The 20,812-nt window shown below is 60.1% G+C and carries 17 protein-coding genes and 2 pseudogenes; 8 read left to right on the forward strand and 11 right to left on the reverse strand.

What is annotated here, in order from left to right; translation table 11 throughout:
* The first annotated feature begins 14 nt into the window (after positions 1 to 14).
* The 6 genes from pcaH (at position 15) to pcaC (ending at position 5,429) form a co-directional block, all read left to right on the forward strand.
* Entirely contained in the window at positions 15 to 719 is a 705-nt protein-coding gene (gene pcaH / locus CES87_RS20930; RefSeq protein WP_128607601.1) for a protocatechuate 3,4-dioxygenase subunit beta, read from the forward strand.
* 1 nt (position 720) lies between these two features.
* Complete coding sequence (pcaG, locus tag CES87_RS20935) at positions 721 to 1,287, forward strand: protocatechuate 3,4-dioxygenase subunit alpha (RefSeq protein WP_128607602.1); 567 nt, start codon at positions 721 to 723, stop codon at positions 1,285 to 1,287.
* Positions 1,288 to 1,495: 208 nt separating this feature from the next.
* A complete protein-coding gene (locus CES87_RS20940) occupies positions 1,496 to 2,800 on the forward strand; it encodes an MFS family transporter (protein ID WP_128607603.1) in 1,305 nt (434 codons plus the stop codon).
* Between the two features lie 43 nt (positions 2,801 to 2,843).
* Positions 2,844 to 4,208, forward strand: a complete 1,365-nt coding sequence (locus CES87_RS20945) for a 3-carboxy-cis,cis-muconate cycloisomerase (protein ID WP_128607604.1) — start codon at positions 2,844 to 2,846, stop codon at positions 4,206 to 4,208.
* A gap of 11 nt (positions 4,209 to 4,219) precedes the next feature.
* Positions 4,220 to 5,026 carry a 3-oxoadipate enol-lactonase gene (pcaD, locus tag CES87_RS20950; protein ID WP_128607605.1) on the forward strand — a complete coding sequence of 269 codons (807 nt, stop codon included), beginning with the start codon at positions 4,220 to 4,222 and terminating at the stop codon, positions 5,024 to 5,026.
* A gap of 10 nt (positions 5,027 to 5,036) precedes the next feature.
* On the forward strand, positions 5,037 to 5,429 hold the full coding sequence (gene pcaC / locus CES87_RS20955) for a 4-carboxymuconolactone decarboxylase (protein ID WP_128607606.1): 393 nt from the start codon (positions 5,037 to 5,039) through the stop codon (positions 5,427 to 5,429).
* 149 nt (positions 5,430 to 5,578) lie between these two features.
* Here the strand turns inward: pcaC and CES87_RS20960 are convergent.
* The 5 genes and pseudogenes from CES87_RS20960 to emhA form a co-directional block, all read right to left on the reverse strand.
* A pseudogene (locus CES87_RS20960) lies at positions 5,579 to 6,624 on the reverse strand (OprD family porin).
* Positions 6,557 to 6,835 (reverse strand): OprD family outer membrane porin, encoded by a 279-nt coding sequence (locus tag CES87_RS34460; protein ID WP_371858237.1) that lies wholly within the window; start codon positions 6,833 to 6,835, stop codon positions 6,557 to 6,559. The pseudogene CES87_RS20960 and the gene CES87_RS34460 overlap by 68 nt, the downstream one beginning before the upstream one ends.
* A gap of 433 nt (positions 6,836 to 7,268) precedes the next feature.
* Entirely contained in the window at positions 7,269 to 8,729 is a 1,461-nt protein-coding gene (emhC, locus tag CES87_RS20965) for an efflux RND transporter outer membrane subunit EmhC (RefSeq protein ID WP_128607607.1), read from the reverse strand.
* On the reverse strand, positions 8,729 to 11,890 hold the full coding sequence (emhB, locus tag CES87_RS20970; protein WP_128607608.1) for an efflux RND transporter permease subunit EmhB: 3,162 nt from the start codon (positions 11,888 to 11,890) through the stop codon (positions 8,729 to 8,731). The genes emhC and emhB overlap by 1 nt, the downstream gene beginning before the upstream one ends.
* A 3-nt stretch (positions 11,891 to 11,893) precedes the next feature.
* Positions 11,894 to 13,051 carry an efflux RND transporter periplasmic adaptor subunit EmhA gene (emhA, locus tag CES87_RS20975; protein ID WP_128607609.1) on the reverse strand — a complete coding sequence of 386 codons (1,158 nt, stop codon included), beginning with the start codon at positions 13,049 to 13,051 and terminating at the stop codon, positions 11,894 to 11,896.
* A 268-nt stretch (positions 13,052 to 13,319) separates the two neighbouring features.
* On the opposite strand from emhA, the gene CES87_RS20980 reads away from it, so the two are divergent.
* Positions 13,320 to 13,952, forward strand: coding sequence for a TetR family transcriptional regulator (locus tag CES87_RS20980; protein WP_128607610.1), 633 nt, complete (start codon positions 13,320 to 13,322; stop codon positions 13,950 to 13,952).
* A 1,035-nt stretch (positions 13,953 to 14,987) separates the two neighbouring features.
* Here the strand turns inward: CES87_RS20980 and CES87_RS20990 are convergent.
* The 4 genes and pseudogenes from CES87_RS20990 to CES87_RS21005 form a co-directional block, all read right to left on the reverse strand.
* Positions 14,988 to 15,295: pseudogene (locus CES87_RS20990) on the reverse strand (DUF3077 domain-containing protein).
* A gap of 461 nt (positions 15,296 to 15,756) precedes the next feature.
* Positions 15,757 to 16,806, reverse strand: a complete 1,050-nt coding sequence (locus CES87_RS20995) for an alkene reductase (RefSeq protein WP_128607612.1) — start codon at positions 16,804 to 16,806, stop codon at positions 15,757 to 15,759.
* A 22-nt stretch (positions 16,807 to 16,828) separates the two neighbouring features.
* The gene (locus CES87_RS21000; protein WP_128607613.1) at positions 16,829 to 17,995 is read right to left on the reverse strand and encodes an MFS transporter; all 1,167 of its coding nucleotides are present in this window, start codon (positions 17,993 to 17,995) and stop codon (positions 16,829 to 16,831) included.
* Positions 17,996 to 18,088: 93 nt separating this feature from the next.
* Complete coding sequence (locus CES87_RS21005) at positions 18,089 to 18,391, reverse strand: helix-turn-helix transcriptional regulator (RefSeq protein ID WP_128607614.1); 303 nt, start codon at positions 18,389 to 18,391, stop codon at positions 18,089 to 18,091.
* A gap of 171 nt (positions 18,392 to 18,562) precedes the next feature.
* On the opposite strand from CES87_RS21005, the gene CES87_RS21010 reads away from it, so the two are divergent.
* Positions 18,563 to 19,132 (forward strand): ACP phosphodiesterase, encoded by a 570-nt coding sequence (locus tag CES87_RS21010; protein ID WP_128607615.1) that lies wholly within the window; start codon positions 18,563 to 18,565, stop codon positions 19,130 to 19,132.
* Positions 19,133 to 19,236: 104 nt separating this feature from the next.
* Here CES87_RS21010 and CES87_RS21015 read toward each other — a convergent pair whose 3' ends face one another.
* Both CES87_RS21015 and olsB read right to left on the reverse strand, forming a co-directional pair.
* A complete protein-coding gene (locus tag CES87_RS21015) occupies positions 19,237 to 20,031 on the reverse strand; it encodes a lysophospholipid acyltransferase family protein (protein ID WP_128607616.1) in 795 nt (264 codons plus the stop codon).
* Positions 20,031 to 20,786 carry an L-ornithine N(alpha)-acyltransferase gene (gene olsB, locus CES87_RS21020; protein ID WP_128607617.1) on the reverse strand — a complete coding sequence of 252 codons (756 nt, stop codon included), beginning with the start codon at positions 20,784 to 20,786 and terminating at the stop codon, positions 20,031 to 20,033. The genes CES87_RS21015 and olsB overlap by 1 nt, the downstream gene beginning before the upstream one ends.
* Positions 20,787 to 20,812: the final 26 nt, after the last annotated feature.

Consider the following 20,812-nt stretch of genomic DNA (forward strand, 5'->3'; position numbering starts at 1 on the left):
CTGAGGAATGTTTCATGACTGACAAGCCTGGTTACCGTCGCCCGCAGGAAGGCACTCAGCCTGCGTACCTGCACCCGACCTACCAATCCACCAACCTGCGCTCGCCGTCCAAGCCGTTGGTGTTCTTGCCGCATTCATTGTCGGAAATCACCGGGCCGACCATTGGCGCCGAGCGCGTCAGCGAGACCGACAACGACCTGACTGCCCAGCACCAGGGCGAGCCTCTGGGTGAGCGCATCATCATCCACGGCCGCGTGCTGGATGAGAACGGCCTGCCGGTGCCGGGGATTCTAGTGGAGATCTGGCAGGCCAACGCCGCCGGTCGCTACAACCATGCTCGCGACCTGCACGACGCACCGCTGGACCCGAACTTCACAGGCACCGGTCGCACCGTGACCGACGCCGATGGCTGGTACCAGTTCCAGACCATCAAGCCCGGCGCCTATCCGTGGGGTAACCACCACAACGCCTGGCGCCCGGCGCACATCCATTTCTCGCTGTTCGGGCCGAGCATCCTGACGCGCCTGGTCACACAGATGTATTTCCCGGGCGATCCGTTGCTGGCCTACGACCCGATCTACAACTGCGTGCCCGATACCAGCGCCAAAGAGCGCCTGATCGCCAGTTTTGACCTGGAAAAAACCATCCCTTCCTATGCCCTCGGTTATCGCTGGGACATCGTTTTGCGCGGCCGCGATGCCACGCCGATGGAGAAATAAGATGACGCTGACTGCGACCACGTCCCACACCGTCGGGCCGTACTACCACATCGGGTTGACCTGGCTGAACCGCGAAAACCTGACCGTCGAACAAACCCTGGGCGAGCGCGTCGCGATCACCGGGCAAGTGGTCGATGGCAACGGCGATGTCGTCAACGACGCGATGCTGGAAGTCTGGCAGGCCAACGCCGCAGGCAAATATGACCACCCGGAAGACGATCAGGACAAACCCCTGGACCCGAACTTCGAAGGTTTTGGCCGGGTGCCGGTGGATGCCGAGGGGCGTTTCCGTTTCACCACGATCAAACCGGGCACGGTAGAAGGCCTAAAGGGCACGACCCAGGCGCCGCATCTCGTGGTACTGGTGTTTGCCCGTGGCCTGGTCAAGCACTTGCTGACGCGGATTTACTTCGAAGGCGATGCGGCCAACGTGTCGGACCCGCTGCTGGAATGCGTGCCGGCCGAGCGTCGCCCCACCTTGCTGGCGAAGCAGGATGCGTTCGGTGTTTACCAGTGGAATGTGATTCTGCAGGGTACGGACGCCGAGACGGTGTTCTTCGATTATTGAGTGAGCATCGAAATCCTTCATGATCGTTCCCACGCTCTGCGTGGGAATGCCGCCATGGACGCTCCGCGTCCACTGTGACGCGGAGCGTCACGGGATGCATTCCCACGGGGACCGTGGGAACGATCGAATCGCGTTGCTGATGCATCTGTGGGACGGGACTGTTGCAAAGTATGTCTAGACTCTCACTGTCCCCATTGAGTGAAAAACAATGACAACGCCAACCGCTTCACCCGCGCTATACACCGGCGAAGAGCGTAGCAAACGGATCTTTGCCATTGTCGGCGCGTCATCCGGCAACCTGGTCGAATGGTTCGACTTCTATGTCTATGCCTTCAGTGCGCTCTACTTCGCGCCCGCTTTTTTCCCCTCCGACAACCCCACGGTGCAGCTGGTAAATACAGCGGGCGTGTTTGCCGCCGGGTTCCTGATGCGTCCGATTGGCGGCTGGATCTTCGGTCGTCTCGCGGACAAGCACGGGCGAAAGAATTCGATGTTGATCTCGATTCTGATGATGTGTTTCGGCTCTTTGCTTATTGCGTGTCTGCCGACCTACAGCAGCATCGGGGTCTGGGCACCCATCCTGCTGCTGTTCGCCCGTTTGCTCCAGGGCCTGTCGGTGGGCGGTGAGTACGGCACCACCGCCACCTACATGAGTGAAGTCGCCCTCAAGGGGCAGCGTGGTTTCTTCGCTTCGTTCCAGTACGTGACACTGATTGGTGGACAGTTGCTGGCGGTACTGCTGGTGGTAATTCTGCAGCAGTTCCTCACCGAGGATGACTTACGTGCCTATGGCTGGCGGATTCCGTTTGTGGTCGGTGCCATGGCGGCGCTGGTTTCGTTGTACTTGCGTCGTTCGCTCAAAGAAACCACCAGCAAGGAAATGCGCGAGAACAAGGACGCCGGCAGCATCCGCGCGTTGTTCCGCGACCATAAAGCCGCGTTTATCACCGTGCTCGGTTACACCGCCGGTGGCTCGCTGATTTTCTACACCTTCACCACGTATATGCAGAAGTACCTGGTAAACACCGCCGGCATGCCGGCCAAGACGGCCAGCTACATCATGACCGGCGCGCTCTTTCTTTATATGTGCATGCAGCCGCTGTTCGGCATGCTCGCTGACAAGATCGGCCGACGTAATTCGATGCTGTGGTTCGGTGCTTTGGGGACGCTGTTCACCGTACCGATTCTGCTGAGCCTGAAAACTGTCGGCAGTCCGTTCCTGGCCTTTGTACTGATCACAGTGGCGCTGGCGATCGTCAGTTTCTACACCTCGATCAGCGGCCTGGTAAAAGCCGAGATGTTCCCGCCGCAAGTGCGTGCACTGGGGGTGGGCCTGGCGTATGCGGTAGCGAATGCGATCTTCGGTGGTTCGGCGGAGTATGTTGCCCTGAGCCTCAAGGCCGCCGGCATGGAAAACTCCTTCTACTGGTACGTGACGGTGATGATGGCGGTGGCGTTCCTGTTCAGCCTGCGTCTGCCGAAACAGGCCGCGTATTTGCACCACGACCTTTGATCTTTACGCGGGCCTGACCGGCCCGCGCCTCCAGGGACTGTTTATGAATCAGCGACCGAGCAATCAATTGTTCGATGCCTATTTCACTGCCCGCGATATGCGCGAAGTGTTCTGCGATCAAGGCCGGGTCCAGGCCATGCTCGATTTCGAAGCGGCGCTGGCCCGGGCGCAAGCGAGGGTCGGTTTGATCCCGCACTCTGCCGTGGCGCCGATCGAAGCCGCGTGCCAGGCCGGGCATTTCGACTTTGCCGCCCTCGGCGAAGCGATTGCCACCGCCGGCAACTCGGCCATTCCGTTGGTCAAGGCGTTGGGCAAACAGATTACGGGGCAGGATGCCGAAGCCGAACGTTATGTGCATTTGGGCGCGACCAGTCAGGATGTGATGGACAGCGGTCTGGTGCTACAACTGCGCCGGGCGCTGGAGCTGATCGATAGCGATCTGGCGCAACTGGGGCAAACCCTCGCCACACAAGCCCAGCGTTATGCGGCCACACCGCTGGCCGGGCGCACCTGGCTGCAACATGCGACGCCGGTCACCCTCGGCATGAAGATCGCCGGATGGCTGGGGGCGGTGACCCGCAACCGTCAGCGTTTGCGAGAGCTCAAGCCGCGTCTGCTGGTGCTGCAATTCGGCGGCGCCTCCGGCACTCTCGCGGCGCTCGGTGAGAAAGCGATACCGGTTGCCCAGGCGCTGGCCGAGGAGCTGCAACTGAGCTTGCCCGATCAGCCCTGGCACACCCAGCGTGATCGCCTGGTGGAGTTCGGCTCGGTACTCGGGTTGGTCGCCGGCAGCCTCGGCAAGCTTGGACGCGACATCAGCCTGTTGATGCAGACTGAAGCGGGCGAAGTATTCGAGCCCTCGGCGCCGGGCAAGGGCGGTTCCTCGACTATGCCGCACAAACGCAACCCGGTGGGCGCGGCGGTGCTGATCGGCGCGGCCACCCGGGTCCCCGGTTTGCTCTCGACATTGTTCAGCGCCATGCCTCAAGAGCACGAGCGCAGCCTGGGTTTGTGGCATGCCGAATGGGAAACCCTGCCGGAGATTTGCTGCCTGGTATCCGGCAGCCTGAAACAAGCGTTGTTGGTCACTGGCGGATTGGAAGTGGACGCCGAACGCATGGCGCGCAACCTGGACTTGACCCAAGGCCTGGTGCTCGCTGAAGCAGTGAGCATTGTCCTGGCGCAACGGGTGGGGCGCGATACCGCGCACCACCTGTTGGAGCAATGCTGCAAACGCGCCGTGGCCGAACAACGTCATCTGCGCGCGGTGCTCGGCGACGAGCCGCAAGTGACTGCCGAGCTGTCGGCTGAAGAACTCGATCATCTGCTGGACCCCGCCCATTACCTCGGTCAGGCCCGTACCTGGGTCGAGCGAGCGGTGGCTGAACATTCTGCATTGACTGCCTGAAGGAGACTGCTGTGGCTTTCGTTCAACTCGCCGATGGCGAACTGCACTACCAAATTCAAGGGCCGCAAATCGATGGGCCGGTGGATGCGCCGGTACTGGTGCTGTCCAACTCTTTGGGCACCGACCTGCATATGTGGGACGCGCAAATGGCGGCGTTCACCGAGCATTTCCGTGTGCTGCGTTTCGACACCCGTGGTCACGGCAAGTCGCTGGTGACAGCGGGGCCTTACACCATCGAGCAACTGGGCCATGACGTGCTGGCGCTGCTGGATGCCTTGCATATCGAACGGGCGCATTTCTGCGGACTGTCCATGGGCGGGCTGATCGGCCAGTGGCTGGGTATCAACGCTGGCGAACGCCTCAACAAGTTGATCGTGTGCAACACCGCGGCGAAAATCGGCGATCCGTCGGTGTGGAACCCGCGTATCGAAACCGTGCTGCGTGACGGTGCGGCGGCCATGGTGGCGCTGCGCGATGCATCGATTGCACGCTGGTTCACTCCGGACTTCTCCGAAGCCAATCCAGCTGCGGCCAAGCAGATTACCGACATGCTGGCGGCTACGTCGCCGCAAGGCTATGCGGCTAATTGCGCAGCGGTACGCGATGCTGATTTCCGTGATCAGTTGTCTTCGATCAAGGCGCCGCTGCTGGTAATCGCCGGCACTCAGGATGCGGTCACGCCGCCGTCCGGCGGGCACTTCATTCAGGAGCATGTGCCGGGGGCCGAGTACGCCGAGTTCTATGCCGCGCACCTGTCCAACGTTCAGGCCGGCGCTGATTTCAGCGAACGCGTACTGGCATTTCTGCAGGCTCGTTGAGGGAAAATCCGTGGACGAGAAACAACGTTACGACGAGGGTCTGAAAGTCCGTCGCGAGGTACTTAGCGATGCTCATGTCGACCGAAGCCTGAATGCACTGACCGAGTTCAACTCGGAGTTTCAGGAAATGATCACCCGCCACGCCTGGGGTGACATCTGGACCCGTCCGGGCCTGCCGCGCCACACCCGCAGTCTGATCACCATCGCCATGCTGATCGGCATGAACCGCGAAGGTGAGCTCAAACTGCACCTGCGCGCCGCCGCCAACAATGGCGTTAGCCGTGGCGAGATCAAGGAAGTGATCATGCAGAGCGCGATCTACTGCGGCATTCCGGCGGCCAACGCGACGTTCCACCTGGCTGAGTCGGTGTGGGATGAGTTGGGGATTGAATCGCGCGAGTAGTTTCGGCGTTTGATCGTTCCCACGCTCTGCGTGGGAATGCCTCAACGGACGCTCCGCGTTCGGCTCTTGATGGGACGCGGAGCGTCCCGGGCTGCATTCCCACGCAGAGCGTGGGAACGATCGAATAACCAGGTTTCGGCGGTAAATGGTTACAACAGGCTGATCGGGTAGCTGATGATCACGCGGTTTTCGTCGAACTCATTGTTGCTGTAGTCGCGGCGCATGGTCGAGTTGCGCCATTTCACGTTCAGGTCTTTTAGCGCGCCGCTCTGCACGGTGTAGCCCAGTTCACTTTCGCGCCCCCATTCCTTGCCGTCGGTGATGCTGCCGGTGTGCACGTTGTCGCCGCTGATGTAGCGGTTCATCAGGGTCAGGCCCGGTACGCCGAGGGCGACAAAGTTGTAGTCGTGACGCACTTGCCAGGATTTTTCCCGGGCATTGTCGTAGCTGGAGTTGTAGCTGTCGTTGGCCAGCGTACCGCCGCTGGTGCCGTTGACCCGCATCCATGGGCTGTCGCCAGTGAGTTTTTGCAGGCCGACGTAGAAGGTGTTTCCGCCGTACTTGGCCGAAAACAGGCCATACATGGTTTTGTTGTCCAGATCGCCGGCGCGGGCGCTGCCGTCATCCTTGCCGTAGAAGAACCCGAGGTTGGCGCCCAGGGTCCAGTTGCCGATGGGCTGGCTGTGGGTCACGTTGATGAATTGCTGGCTATAGATGTCCTTGAGTTCAGCGTTCCACAAAGCGATCTGGGTACGTTTTTCGTTGAACAGTACTCGCCGCCCTCGAAGTTGAAACGGTCCGAGGTGAACGCGGCTTTGCCGGTCATCGACATGTCGCTCATGCTGCTGTCGTCGCGCGGGCTGTTCTGGCGGAACTGACCGCCGTAGAGCGTCAGACCATTGATTTCCTTCGAGGTGATCTGGCCACCACGGAAGGTTTGCGGCAAGGATCGACCGTCGTCCGAGCGCAGGATCGGCAGGACCGGCATCCAATCGCCGACTTTCACTTCGGTCTGCGACAGTTTGGCCTTGAGCGCCACGTTCGCGCGACCGTAGTTGTCAGCCGGACGACCGTCGCTATCGAGCGGCAACAGTTGCGTACCCCGGTGCCTTTGCCGCCATCGAGTTTCACCGAGTACAGCCCAGCACATCCATGCCGAACCCGACGGTGCCCTGGGTGAACCCTGACTTGGCATCGAGAATGAAGCTCTGTGTCCACTCTTCGGCCTTGCCTTGGGCCTTGGTCGGGTTGGTGAAGTTGCGATTGATGTAGAAGTTGCGCAGGTTCAGGTTGACCTTGGCGCCTTCGACAAAGCCTGATTCCTCGGCCTGGGCGGGCAGGGCTGCGCTGACCAGGGCCAAGGCGATCAGGCTGGGAACGAAATACTGCGTGGTGGAAGGCGTCATGGGCTCGGGTCTCTCTAATTTTTGGGGATGAAACGGGTAGTGTCGCAACCGGGAAGGGTGCAGACGTCAAGTCGACATTTTTGGGTAAAGCCTGGGGATCAGCCGGAGAGGGCAGGGCGCGGGGGCATGGTGTCGAACCTGGTGTTATTGGTCTTGTGGGCCGAATGGTGCGGGGAATGTACTGGATGGTTCAATCTGTGAGAGCGGGTTTTGGGCGATTATCGAACGTAAGATTGGCCGGGGGTTTTGGGGTGTATGTGCGGGCCTCATCGCGGGCAAGCCCGCTCCCACAGTTGACCGAGTTTTTCCAGAAAAAAATACGGTCGAATGTGGGAGCGGGCTTGCTCGCGAAGAGGCCCGTCCTGGCACCACAGTTTTCTGGCAGCCAACAAAAAGCCCACCAAAAGGTGGGCTCATTGTTTTCACAGCGCTATCAGAACATCCGCATCTTCGGCGCTTCTTCTTTCAACGGCTCGTTCTTCGCCGTCTGTTCGTTCCAGCCACCGCCCAAAGCCTTGTATAGATTGACCTGGCTGACCAATTGCGCCAAGCGATCAGTGATCAATGCCTGTTGGGCACTGAACAGCTGACGCTGGGCATCGAGGAAGGTCAGGTTGCTGTCGACACCGATGCGGTAACGACGCTCGGCCAGGCGGTAGTACTGCTGGTTCGCGGAGACGAAATCACGCTGTGCCTGCAACTGATCGGTGTAGGTCTCGCGGGCAGCCAGGCCATCGGCGACTTCCTGGAAAGCCGTTTGAATGGACTTTTCGTAGTTCGCCACGCCAATGTCTTTCTGGATCTTCGAGTAATCCAGGCTGGCGCGCAGGCTGCCGGCGTTGAAGATCGGCAGGTTGATCTGCGGCTGGAACAGCCAGGTGCCCGAACCGCCCTTGAACAAGCCGGACAGGTCCGGGCTCAGGGTACCGGCATTGGCCGTCAGGCTGATGCTCGGGAAGAACGCAGCCCGCGCCGCACCGATGTTGGCGTTGGCGGCCTTCAGGTTGTATTCGGCTTGCAGGATGTCCGGACGACGCTGCAGCAAGTCCGATGGCAAACCGGGCGGTACTTCGCTTAGCAAGTCATCGTTAAGCGGTTTGGCCGCTTGCAGGTTGGCCGGGATACCAGTGCCGAGCAGCAACACCAAGCTGTTTTCATCCTGGGCGACCTGACGGGTGTAACGAGCCAGTTGCGCGCGGGCGTTTTCCACCGAGGTGCGCGACTGCGCCAGGTCCAGGGCCGAGGCGACTCCCACTTCGTTGCTGCGGGAGGTGAGCTTGTAGCTCTCCTCGAACGCGGCGAGGGTGTCCTGGGTCAGCTTGTACAGTTCCTTGTCGGCCTGCCAGGTCAGGTAGGCGTTGGCAACGCTGGCCACCAGACTGATCTGAGTACTGCGCCGGCCTTCTTCGGTGGCGAAGTACTTCTGCAGGGCTTCTTCGCTCAGGCTGCGAACCCGACCGAACAGGTCCAGTTCATAAGCGCTGATGCCGACGGTAGCGGAGTAGGAACTGTTGATGCCGCCCTGTCCTGTTTGCGTGGCATTGGCCGGTACATGCTGACGGCTGCCGGAGCCATTGGCCGAAACGGCCGGGTACAGGTCGGCGCGCTGGATACGGTATTGAGCCGCAAAAGCGTCGATGTTCAGGGCCGCGACACGCAGGTCACGGTTGTTTTCCAGGGCGACCTGGATCAGCTGTTGCAGCGCAGGGTCATGGAAAAACTGCTTCCAGCCTTGCTCCGCAGCCGCTTGAGCGGGCGCCTGGGCCGGCGAGTACGCCGGGCCCTGTGGGTATTGACCTGCCACCGGAGCTTGCGGCTGCTGATAATCAGGTATCAACGAGCAGCCACCGAGCACAAAGGCGGCGACTGCCAGGGAGAGTAGCGACTTGCTCATTAGCCAGCCTCTTTAGAAGGTTCGATTGCATCATCCTGGTCGGCGATTTTGCGCTGGCCCATGGACGATACGGTGACGAAGAACAGCGGGACCCAGAAGATCGCCAGTACGGTGGCGGTGATCATACCGCCGATCACACCGGTACCGATTGCATGCTGGCTACCCGAGCCTGCGCCCGTGGATATAGCCAGTGGTACCACACCAAGGACGAATGCGAGCGAGGTCATGATGATCGGTCGCAGACGCATGCGGCAGGCTTCGATCGCCGCATCGCGCAGGCTGCGCCCTTGCTCGTGCAGTTCCTTGGCGAATTCGACGATCAGAATGGCGTTTTTCGCCGCCAGACCGATGGTCGTCAACAAGCCCACCTGGAAGTACACGTCATTGGACAGACCGCGCAGGCTGGTGGCCATTAACGCACCGATGATCCCCAGCGGTACCACCAACATGACCGCGATCGGAATCGACCAGCTTTCATACAACGCCGCCAGACACAGGAACACCATCAGCAGCGACAGGGCGTACAACGCGGGTGCCTGGGAGCCGGACAGACGTTCCTCATAGGACAGACCGGTCCAGGAAATACCGACACCTGCCGGAAGCTTCTGGGCCAAGGCTTCGACTTCGGCCATGGCTTCACCGGTGGAATAACCTGGGGCCGGGGCACCGAGGATCTCCATTGCTTCCACGCCGTTGTAACGGGCCAGTTTTGGCGAACCGTAAATCCACTCGCCCTTGGCGAACGCCGAGAACGGAACCATGGTGCCTTCACGGTTGCGCACGTACCACTTTTGCAGGTCTTCAGGGCTCATGCGCGCACCTGGCTGGCCTTGTACGTAAACCTTCTTCACCCGACCACGGTCGATGAAGTCGTTGACGTAGCTACTGCCCAGGGCAATCGACAAGGTGTTGTTGATGTCGGCGATAGTAATGCCCAGGGCACTGGCCTTCTCGTCGTCAATTTCCAGTTGATATTGCGGTTCATCGTTCAGGCCGTTGGGACGCACTTGCGACAGCACTTTGCTCTGCGCGGCCATGCCCAGGAACTGGTTACGGGCTTCCATCAGCTTGTTGTGACCGATACCGGCGCGGTCTTGCAGGAACACGTCGAAACCGGTGGCGTTACCCAGTTCCAGAACCGCCGGTGGTGCAAAAGCGAACACCATTGCATCACGGAAGGTGAAGAAGTGCTGTTGGGCACGGGCCGCCACCTTGAACACGCTGTTGTCGGCGTTACGGTCGTGCCATGGTCTGAGCATGATGAACGCCATACCCGAACTCTGGCCACGGCCGGCGAAGTTGAAGCCGGTCACGGTAAACACCGAGTTCACCGCGTCGCCTTCACCGCCATCCTTGCCTGGACGCAGCAGGAACTCACGCATCTCGTCCACGACAACCTGGGTGCGCTGGGCCGTCGAACCGGCCGGGGTCTGCACCTGGGCGAACAGTACGCCCTGGTCTTCTTCCGGCAGGAACGCCGTCGGAATACGGGTGAACAGCCAGATCATGCCGACCACGATGAGGATGTATGCCAGCAGGTACGGGGCCTTGCGCGTCAGCATGTTGCCCACGCCTCGCTCGTAGCTGCGTACGCCACGGTCGAAGTTACGGTTGAACCAGCCGAAGAACCCGCGTTTGGGCGTGCCATGCTCGCCTTTGGGAATCGGCTTGAGCATGGTGGCGCACAGCGCCGGGGTGAAGATCAATGCAACCAGTACCGACAGGGCCATGGCCGAGACGATGGTGATCGAGAACTGCTTGTAGATCACACCGGTGGAACCGCTGAAGAACGCCATCGGCAACAGTACCGCCGAGAGCACCAGGGCGATACCGACCAGTGCGCCCTGGATCTGCCCCATGGATTTTTTGGTGGCTTCCTTAGGTGACAGGCCTTCTTCGCTCATCACCCGTTCGACGTTTTCCACCACGACGATGGCATCGTCCACCAGCAAGCCGATGGCCAGCACCATACCGAACATGGTCAGGGTGTTGATGCTGAAACCGGCTGCCGCGAGGATGCCGAACGTGCCGAGCAACACCACCGGCACGGTCATCGTGGTGATCACGGTGGCGCGGAAGTTCTGCAGGAACAGGAACATCACCAGGAACACCAGCACGATCGCTTCGACCAGGGTTTCAACCACGCCCTTGATCGACTCGGTCACCACTGGAGTGGTGTCGTACGGGAACACCACTTCCATCCCTTGCGGGAAGAACGGTTTGAGGTTGTCGATGGTCTTGCGCAGGGCTTTTGCAGTGTCAAGGGCGTTGGCACCGTTGGCCAGTTTCACCGCCAGGCCGGAAGCCGGGGCGCCGTTGAACTGGGCGTTGATGCTGTAGTTCTCGCCGCCCAGACCGACACTGGCAACGTCTTTGAGGCGAACCTGAGAGCCGTCCTTGTTCACTTTGAGCAGGATTCTGTTGAATTGCTCAGCGGTCTGCAGGCGGGTCTTGCCGATGATCGTCGCGTTCAGCTGTGTGCCGGGCAGGGCCGGCAGGCCGCCGAGCTGGCCGGACGAGATCTGCACGTTTTGTGCGGCGATGGCAGTTTTGACGTCGATCGGTGTCAGGTTGTAATTGTTCAACTTGGCCGGGTCGAGCCATATACGCATGGCGTACTGGGAACCGAAGACCTGGAAGTCACCCACACCGGCTGTCCGCGAGATCGGGTCCTGCATGTTGGACACGATGTAGTTGGACAGGTCGTCCTTGGTCATGCTGCCGTCACGCGAGACCACGCCGATCACCAGCAGGAAGTTCTTCACCGCCTTGGTCACGCGGATACCTTGCTGCTGTACTTCTTGCGGCAGCAGCGGGGTGGCCAGGTTCAGCTTGTTCTGTACCTGAACCTGCGCGGTATCGGAGTTGGTGCCTTGCTCGAAGGTCGCGGTGATGGTCATGGTGCCGTCGGAGTTACTTTCCGAAGAGACATAACGCAGGTTGTCGATACCGTTGAGCTGTTGCTCGATCACTTGCACCACGGTGTCCTGCACGGTCTGCGCGGACGCACCCGGATAGGCCACGGAGATGGCGATCGCCGGAGGCGCAATGCTCGGGTATTGGTTGATCGGCAATTTGAGGATCGATAGTGCCCCGACCAGCATGATCACCAAGGCAATTACCCAGGCGAAAATCGGACGGTCGATGAAAAATTTCGACATGGTTTACTCCCCTTTGCCGCTGGAAGCCTGTTCAGCTGCCTTGGCGGGGGCCGGGTTCTTTGCGCCAACGTTGGTCGCCTCGCTGGCCTTGACTTCAACACCAGGTTTGACGAATTGCAGCCCTTCGGTGATCAGGCGGTCGCCGGCCTTCAGGCCGTCTTCGATCAGCCATTGGTTGCCGACGGTGCGGCTGGCCTTGAGTTGACGCAGTTCGACCTTGTTGTCGGGACCGACGACCAGCGCGGTCGGGGAGCCTTTGAGGTCACGGGTCACGCCTTGCTGCGGGGCCAGAATCGCCGCGCTGTTCACACCGGCCTGCAACTGGGCGTGGACGAACATGCCCGGCAGCAGCGTGTGATCAGGGTTGGGGAACACGGCACGAAGGGTCACGGAGCCGGTGGTCTGGTCAACAGAGACCTCGGAGAACTCGAGTTTGCCTTCCTGTTTGTACTGGCTGCCGTCCTCAAGGGTCAGCTTGACCGCTGCGGTGTTGTCGCCGGCCTTTTGCAGGCGGCCGCTTTCCAGTTCCCGGCGCAGTTGCAGCAGCTCGACCGAGGACTGGGTGACGTCGACGTAGATCGGGTCAAGTTGCTGAATGACCGCCATCGCTTCGGTCTGACCGTTGCTCACCAGCGCGCCTTCGGTCACCGAAGAGCGGCCGATACGACCGGTCAGTGGCGCATAAACCTTGGTGTAGCGCACATTGATCTGCGCCGATTGCAGCGAGGCTTCCGATTGCAGGCGGTTGGCCACGGCGGTGTCGTATTCCTGACGGCTGACAGCCTGCTCGTTTACCAATTGCTGGTAGCGGTCGGAGATCGATTTGGTCGAGCGCAGGTTGGCTTCGGCGCTTTTCAGGGTCGCTTCATAGACCGCAGGATCGATCTGGTACAGCTGCTGGCCGGCTTTGACATCGCCGCCTTCCTTGAACAGACGCTTGAGAATGATGCCGTTGACCTGTGGGCGCACTTCGGCAATGCGGTACGCACTGGTACGGCCCGGGAGCTCGGAGGTCAGGGTGAAGGATTGCGTTTGCAGGGTGACGACGCCGACCTGAGGCGGTGCTGCGGCGGGTGCCGCTTCTTCCTTTTTACATCCGCTGAGTAGTGATGCGAGGGCGACGGCGGCGACCAGAGCGGTAACAGCTGGCTTGAGTTGCATGAAAATCCTCGGGTCAGGCGCGCATGAAACGCACAAGAAAAGATGGAAGGTTTAAAAATTGGGTGCCGGGTGGATAAGTAGCTTGCTAAGGAATATACTTACATTCACGGTTGTTTGTAAATACCTTGGCTGTGTATCCTCGCCGTTACAGAGGCCGTCGCAAGGTTGGAATTGTAGGCCCGGGGACGATACCCAAGAGCGCTCGCCCCACTTTTATTCAGCTGATACTCAGACATCGCTGAAGCATCCTGATTGAGGTTGTACTGCCATGGTCCGTCGCACCAAAGAGGAAGCCCAGGAAACCCGCAACAAGATTCTCGAAGCGGCAGAAAAAGCCTTTTTCGAGCGAGGCGTGGCCCGTACTACGCTGGCGGACATCGCGACCCTGGCCGGCGTCACCCGTGGTGCCATTTACTGGCATTTCAGCAACAAGGCCGATCTGCTGCAGGCCATGCTCGATACCTTGCAAGAGCCCCTTGATGAGCTGGCCAAGGCCGCGGAAAGTGAAGACGAGCTCGACCCGCTGGGCTGCATGCGCAGGCTGCTGATTCATTTGTTTCATGAAGTTGCGCTGGATCCCAAGACCCGGCGCATCAACGAGATTCTGTTTCATAAGTGCGAATTCACCGATGAAATGTGTGATCTGCGCCAGCAGCGCCAAACGGCCAGCCTCGAGTGCAACATGCGCATTGGCCTGACCCTGCGTAATGCCGTGAATCGTGGCCAGTTGCCGGAAAATCTCGACACCGCCCGTGCGGCCATTAGCATTCATGCCTATATCAATGGCCTGCTTTACCAGTGGTTACTCGCGCCGGACAGCTTTGAACTGCACACTGAGGCCGAGCGTTGGGTCGATATAGCGCTGGACATGCTGCGTTTGAGTCCCAGCCTGCGTAAATGAAACAAATGCGTAATTGGCTTCTCACGTGTCAACCGTTGAGACCGTAGATGAACAGTTCTTCACGGCTCCATTGCAGTGGGATGCTTTTATATACTTACGTTTGACAGGTTGACAGGTAGCAAGCTCAGTATTTTGTAGGGATTTTGTGTCGACCTTGTGAGAAAGGGTGAGTCTCGGACGTCCGTCCTCCCTGTAGGAGCGAGGCTTGCCCGCGAAGGCGGCCTTACAGCCGACCTGGTTTTTGCAGATGCACTCAATCCCCTGTGGGAGCTGGCTTGCCAGCGATGGCGGCCTGCCAGCCGACCTTTTTCTCGCGGATGTACCAATCCCTTGTGGGAGATTCTATGTTGCCCGGCAACCCTGAATTCTCTTGCTGACCGAGTACATATCCATTCCTGCGGTAACGGCCACCTATGGTTTCGCCCTGACGGCCGACTCCCTTTGGCAAACGCCCCAAAGGAAGCAAAGGTCTCGCCCCGGCGTCCGGCCCCTCGCCAGGGCTCGGCGTTCCTTCGCTCCGGCATTCATCCGGGGACACCGCCCTCCGGTTTGCTTCGCTGCACCTACATGCAGCGAGTTCGACTGCGTCGAACGGCGCTGCGCGCCACTCCCCGGATAAACGCCTCCACTCAGCCTCCCGATGGGCGGGTGGATCAAAATCCAAAGCAAGCGAGGCGAGCTGACACTCGACCTTTTTGCTGTATTCCGTGCCTGTGTAGGAGCTGCCGAAGGCTGCAATCTTTTGACCTAGGCGGCCTGGCAGCCGACCTGACCTTTGTGGATGTACCCAAACCCCTGTGGGAGCTGGCTTGTCGGGTCGCCGCATCGCAGCGATGACGGCCTGCCAGCCGCCCCGATTCCCCGAATGTACTCAGTCCCTGTAGGAGCGAGCCTGCTCGCGAAAAACGTCCCGACAACCCGGTCATCCATACAGGGCGCGTTATCGTTCACGCCCATCGCGAGCAAGCTTGCTCCTACAAAAGCAAAAAGCCCCGGATCTTTCGATTCCAGGGCTTTTGTGTTCATGAGCTATCGCTATTGCGCGGCGTCTTTGCGCTTGCGATCAACCCCTCGTTCCAGCACCTTCGTCACATCATCAATCACGGCTTTACTCATCGCTGTCAGGTAATGCGCCGCCCAGGCATGGCGGTCGGTGTCTTTGGCATAGGCGGCATCCACGGTGAGCTCCTTGGCGAGGAACAACAGATTGGAGGCTTGAGCCAGGGCGTCGGCGATTGGGACGTCTCGGCAGACATGGAACAGAGGTTGGTTTGAGAGATATAGAAAGGGGTGAAGCCGACGGTTTTGAGTTCTGACTGTGAGGGTGAATCTGTTTTGGTCATGCTGAAGCTCCTAATTTGAGGTGCTGTCATATTCGTTTCCAAGCGAATGGGTGACAGCTGTGCGCAGGTTGGAAAACCGGGAAATTAGGAAACCGGCACGCCCGAAAGCGTCCCGCACACAGCCGCCATAACTCGTTGGGCATACTGTTGCGCTAATTTCGTCGGGTTTCCAAGCCCGATCACTGCATGTGGCAGCGACAACCGGAGACTATCCCGTCAAAGAAATGCGCAACAAGGCATCAGAGTGCCCAAAAGCGAGATTCGGAGTTTGCCTACAAGGTCCTTCAGCGTCATCCGATATTTCGGCTTCGCAATTAAACGAAACTAAACGTTGTCGAATCAGATACCCCGCGGCGCACTTGGGTTTTTCGCGAGCAGGCTCGCTCCTACAGAGGGACGCAACAAGCTAAAAAAGCCCCGGCTCTTCCGAGTCCGGGGCTTTTGCGTTCACGGGGTGACGATTACAGCGTCGGGTAATCGATGTAGCCGACCGGCCCCTTGCCGTAGAACAACTCCGGCCGCGCCTCATTCAGCGGTGCATCGGCTTTCAAGCGAGCCGGCAAATCCGGGTTGGCAATGAACGGCACGCCGAAGGCCACCGCATCGGCCTTGCCGGCGGCCAGCCAGGCATTGGCACTGTCCTTGGTGAAGCGTTCATTGATGATGTACGGACCGCCAAAGGCTTCCTTGATTTGCGGGCCGAGGCTGTCGGCGCCTTCTTTTTCGCGAGAGCAGATGAACGCGATGCCACGTTTGCCCAGTTCGCGAGCTACATAGGTGAAGGTTTCGGCGAGGTTGTCGTCGCCCATGTCATGGGAGTCGGCACGCGGTGACAAGTGCACGCCGACGCGGCCAGCACCCCAGACTTCGATCGCGGCATCGGTCACTTCCAGCAACAGGCGCGCACGGTTTTCCAGGGAGCCGCCGTAGATGTCGGTGCGCTGATTGGTGCTGCTTTGCAGGAACTGGTCAAGCAGGTAACCGTTGGCGCCGTGGATTTCCACGCCATCGAAACCGGCCGCCTTGGCGTTTTCGGCGCCAACGCGGTAGGCATCGACGATGTCGGCGATTTCAGCGGTTTCCAGGGCGCGCGGGGTTGGAAAGTCGGCCAATGGACGAACCAGGCTGACGTGACCTTTGGGCTGGATGGCGCTCGGTGCGACCGGCGTTTCACCATTCAGGTACGACTCATGGGAGATCCGGCCGACGTGCCACAATTGCAGGAAGATCTTGCCGCCCGCGCCGTGGATCGCTTTGGTGACATTGGTCCAGCCGCGTACCTGATCGTTGGACCAGATGCCCGGGGTGTCCGGATAGCCGACGCCCATCGGGGTGACGGAAGTGGCTTCGCTGAGGATCAGGCCCGCTGATGCGCGTTGTACGTAGTACTCGGCCATCAGCGCGTTGGGCACACGACCTTCGTCGGCGCGGCAACGGGTCAGCGGGGCCATAATGATGCGGTTGGCCAGTTCGAGGTCGCCCAGTTTGATCGGATCGAAAATAGTCGTCATGAAATACAACCCTCGTGAGGTATCAGTTAGTAGCAGGAGCCAGTTCGGGATTACCGCTCTGACGGAAAGTGATCAGGGTTACCAGCAATGCGAGTACCGCCAGTGCGGCTGCCGCGAGTGGCACGCAGGTCAAGCCGAAACCGTGGGCGATGACACTGCCGCCGACCCAGGCGCCCAAGGCGTTGCCAACGTTGAACGCGCCGATGTTCAGGGTTGAGACCAGGTTCGGTGCAGCCTTGCCGTAGGTCACCACGTTGACTTGCAGGGCAGGCACAGCGGCAAAACACGCGGTGGCCCAGAGGAACAGGGTGATTTCGGTCGGGATCAGCGCAACGCTGGTCCAGGTCAGCACTGTGGAAACCACGGCCATCGAGATAAAGACACCGATCAGCGTCGCGGCCATGCCTTTATCAGCCAGTTTGCCGCCGATGATGTTGCCGACGGTCAGGCCCAGGCCGATGAGCATCAGGGTCCAGGTCACACCACGCGGCGAGACGCCGGTGACTTCGCCCAGCAGCGGCGCGACATAGGTGAACAGGGTGAACACCGAGGCGGCGAACAACGCGGTCATGCTCAGGGACAACCAGATACCGGCGCCTTTGAGGGCACGCAGTTCGGCGCGCATGTCGAGTTTTTCTTCATCGCGCTTGGCCGGCAGGAAGCGAATCAGGCCGATCAGCGCAATGACGCCGATCACGGTCACCGCCCAGAAGGTCGAGCGCCAGCCGGCTTGCTGACCGAGTGCGGTGCCCAGCGGTACGCCGAGGACGTTGGCCAGGGTCAGGCCGGTGAACATCAGGGCCACGGCGGATGCGCGTTTGTTCGCCGGCACCAGGCCTGCCGCCACCACCGAGCCGATGCCGAAGAAAGCGCCGTGGCACAGGGCAGTAACGACCCGGGCGAACATCAGTACGTCGTAGTCGGTGGCCAAGGCACAGAGCAGGTTGCCGATGATGAAAATGCCCATCAACGCCACCAATGCGGCCTTGCGCGGCAGCCGGGCGGTGGCCAGCGCCATGAACGGCGCGCCAATGGCCACGCCCAGGGCGTAACCGGTCACCAGCCAACCGGCGCCGGGGATCGATACACCGAGGTCGGCCGCCACATCGGGCAGCAAGCCCATGATGACGAACTCGGTGGTGCCGATGGCGAAGGCGCTCAAAGCCAGAATGAGTAGCGAGAGGGGCATTGTTTAATTCCTTTTGGCCTGCTGACGTGGGGGGCGTTCTCATTTGGTTTTCCCGGCGCCGCGTGAAAACCAATTGAGAACGCCCCCACAGGGTCAGAGCTCTTTACTGAAGGTGCGGAGGAATTCCTGAATGGTTTCCTCATTGCGTTTGAAGAAGTGCCACTGGCCGACTTTACGGCTGCTGATCAGGCCAGCGCGTTGCAAGGTCGCCAGGTGTGCGGACACCGTGGACTGAGACAGGCCGCAACGCTGATCGATCTGCCCGGCGCAAACGCCGTGCTCGTTGCTGTGGGACTGATCGGGAAATTCGACGGTCGGGTCTTTGAGCCACTGCAGGATTTCTCGCCGTACCGGGTGCGCCAGGGCTTTTATTATTTCGTCGAGGTTGATGCTCATGGTGTTGGGCTCGTGATGAATAAAACGCTATATCGCGATGAGGCGAACTTTAAATCGGTATTTCGCGATATACAAATATGATTTGGCTCTGACCAACTCATAATTCGGTATATCGAGTTATAACGATATATTGGCTGTAAAGATTCAAGGGGGCGGTGCTAAGCTGCGCCCATGAACTATCTCGCACATCTTCACCTCGGTGGCCAGCGTCCCGGTCAATTGCTCGGCAGTCTGTATGGCGATTTCGTCAAGGGACGGCTGCAAGGGCAATTCGATCCGGAGATTGAAGCGGCCATCCAGCTGCATCGCAGCATCGACGTGTTCACTGATCGCCACCCGTTGGTGGATGCCTCGTTGTCGCGCTTTTCCCTGACGCGGCGACGCTACGCCGGGATCGTCCTCGACGTGTTTTTCGACCACTGTCTGGCGCGGGACTGGCCGATGTACGCGGACCGCCCGTTGGAGCTGTTCACCTCGGACGTGTACCGGGTGCTGTCGAGTCAGTCGCAACTGCCGGAGCGCTTGGCGAAGATCGCGCCGCACATGATGGCCAATGACTGGTTGGGTTCTTATCAGGAGTTTGAAGTGCTGGAGCAGGTGCTGCGGGGGATTTCGCGGCGCTTGACCCGGCCGGAGGAGCTGGCTTCAGCGATGCAGGAATTGCGGGTGCTGTATGAGCCGTTGAGCGAGGACTTTCGGTTGTTCTATCCGCAGTTGCAGGCATTCGCCCAAAACCGCTGATACCAGCCCTGCACGAACCCTGTAGGAGCGAGGCTTGCCCGCGAAGCTTTTGGCGGTCTCAAAGACCCCTTCGCGGGCAAGCCTCGCTCCTACAGGATGCGGGGTTACGCGGCGATCAGTTCGCCGGCACGCCGTGGTTCTGCAGGTTTCGTCACTTCACCAAACAACGCCTTCTGCACCGCCTGCTGCGCCTCGAACGCCAGCGCGGCACGTTCGCGGCCTTCGCAAGCGATTGGCTTGAGCAGATGAATTTCCACATCGCCGCGATCATTGGCAAACAACCGCATCAGGTGCGAGAGCAGATCGTCGTCACCCACGAATGGCGCCAGGCTATCGACGTTCCCGTCACGCAGATAACGAATCGCCACCGGTTGCAGCTTCACCTGCGAATCAATCGCCGCCGACAGCAAACGACCATGAAAAGTGCGCAGCGAACGCCCATCGGTGGTGGTGCCTTCGGGGAACATCAGCAGCGCATGTTCTTGTTGCAGGTGGCGGGTCATTTGTTTGCGGATCAACTGACTGTCGCCTGAACCGCGACGGATAAACAGGCTGCCGGCCTTGGCCGCCAACCAGCCTGCCACCGGCCAGGTGCGCACTTCAGCCTTGGACAAAAACGACAACGGCGTGAGCATCCCCAGCAGCGGGATGTCGGTCCAGGACACGTGATTGCTGACCCACAGCATCGGCGTCTTCGGCAGTTCGCCGTGCACGGTTACGCCGAAGGGCAGGGCATTGCTCAGACGCGCCATGAAAAACCGCGACCAGCGCTGCCGGCGCACCATTGAATGGGCCAGGCCCAGGCGTTCGAACACACCGAACACACTGGCCATGGTCAGGCCGAGCGCCACTACTAGCAGCACTCGCGCGACTCGCGCGTACACGCGCAAGCGGCGCATTACACAGCCGCCTTGAAGTGTTTGGCGTAGCGCGGGCAGAGTTCGTCGCGCTTGAGCAGGATGAACACGTCGGCGACCTGGAAGTCTTCGTCCCAGCACGGCTCGCCACAGATTTTCGCTCCGAGACGCATATACGCCTTGAGCAGTGGCGGCATTTCCGCAATCACGTTCGATGGAATATCCAGCGTCGGCAGGGGCTTTTTCGGCTCGGCCCGCAGGTGTTCGGTGCACAGGTAACGTTCGCGCAGACGCTGCATGATGGCGTGGGCCTGGATGCCACCGTCCTGCATCGGAATGCTCGCGCAACCCATCAGATAGCTGTAGCCGCCCTGGTTCAGCACTTCGGCCAGTTCGCCCCAGAGCACGGCAATGGTCCCGCCATTGCGGTAGGCCGGATCGACGCAGGTGCGGCCGATTTCGAGGATCGGGCCTTGCAGATGGACCAGGCCATGCAGGCTGAATTCTTCTTCGCTGTAGAACTTGCCCAGGCTGCTGGCGGCCGTGTGGTCGAGCAGTCGGGTGGTCGCCACCAGGCGCCCGGTGTTCAAGTCACGCACGCCGATGTGAGCGCAGTGAACATCGTAGTCGTCCATGTCCAGACCCTGCTCCGCGCCTTTCAGCTTGGCATTGAACTCGCCGCTGAACACGTTGAAACGCAGAGCCTGGGCTTCCTGCAAAGCCTCGGCGCCTATCAGACGTTCGGCTTGCAGGCGGCGTTCGTTGCCGGTGTCGCTGATGCGGGCGATCTGAGTCATGGCGATTCTCCGTGCGGGCTGCTCAC

This window comes from Pseudomonas sp. ERMR1:02 (assembly GCF_002277815.1).
Taxonomy (GTDB): domain Bacteria; phylum Pseudomonadota; class Gammaproteobacteria; order Pseudomonadales; family Pseudomonadaceae; genus Aquipseudomonas.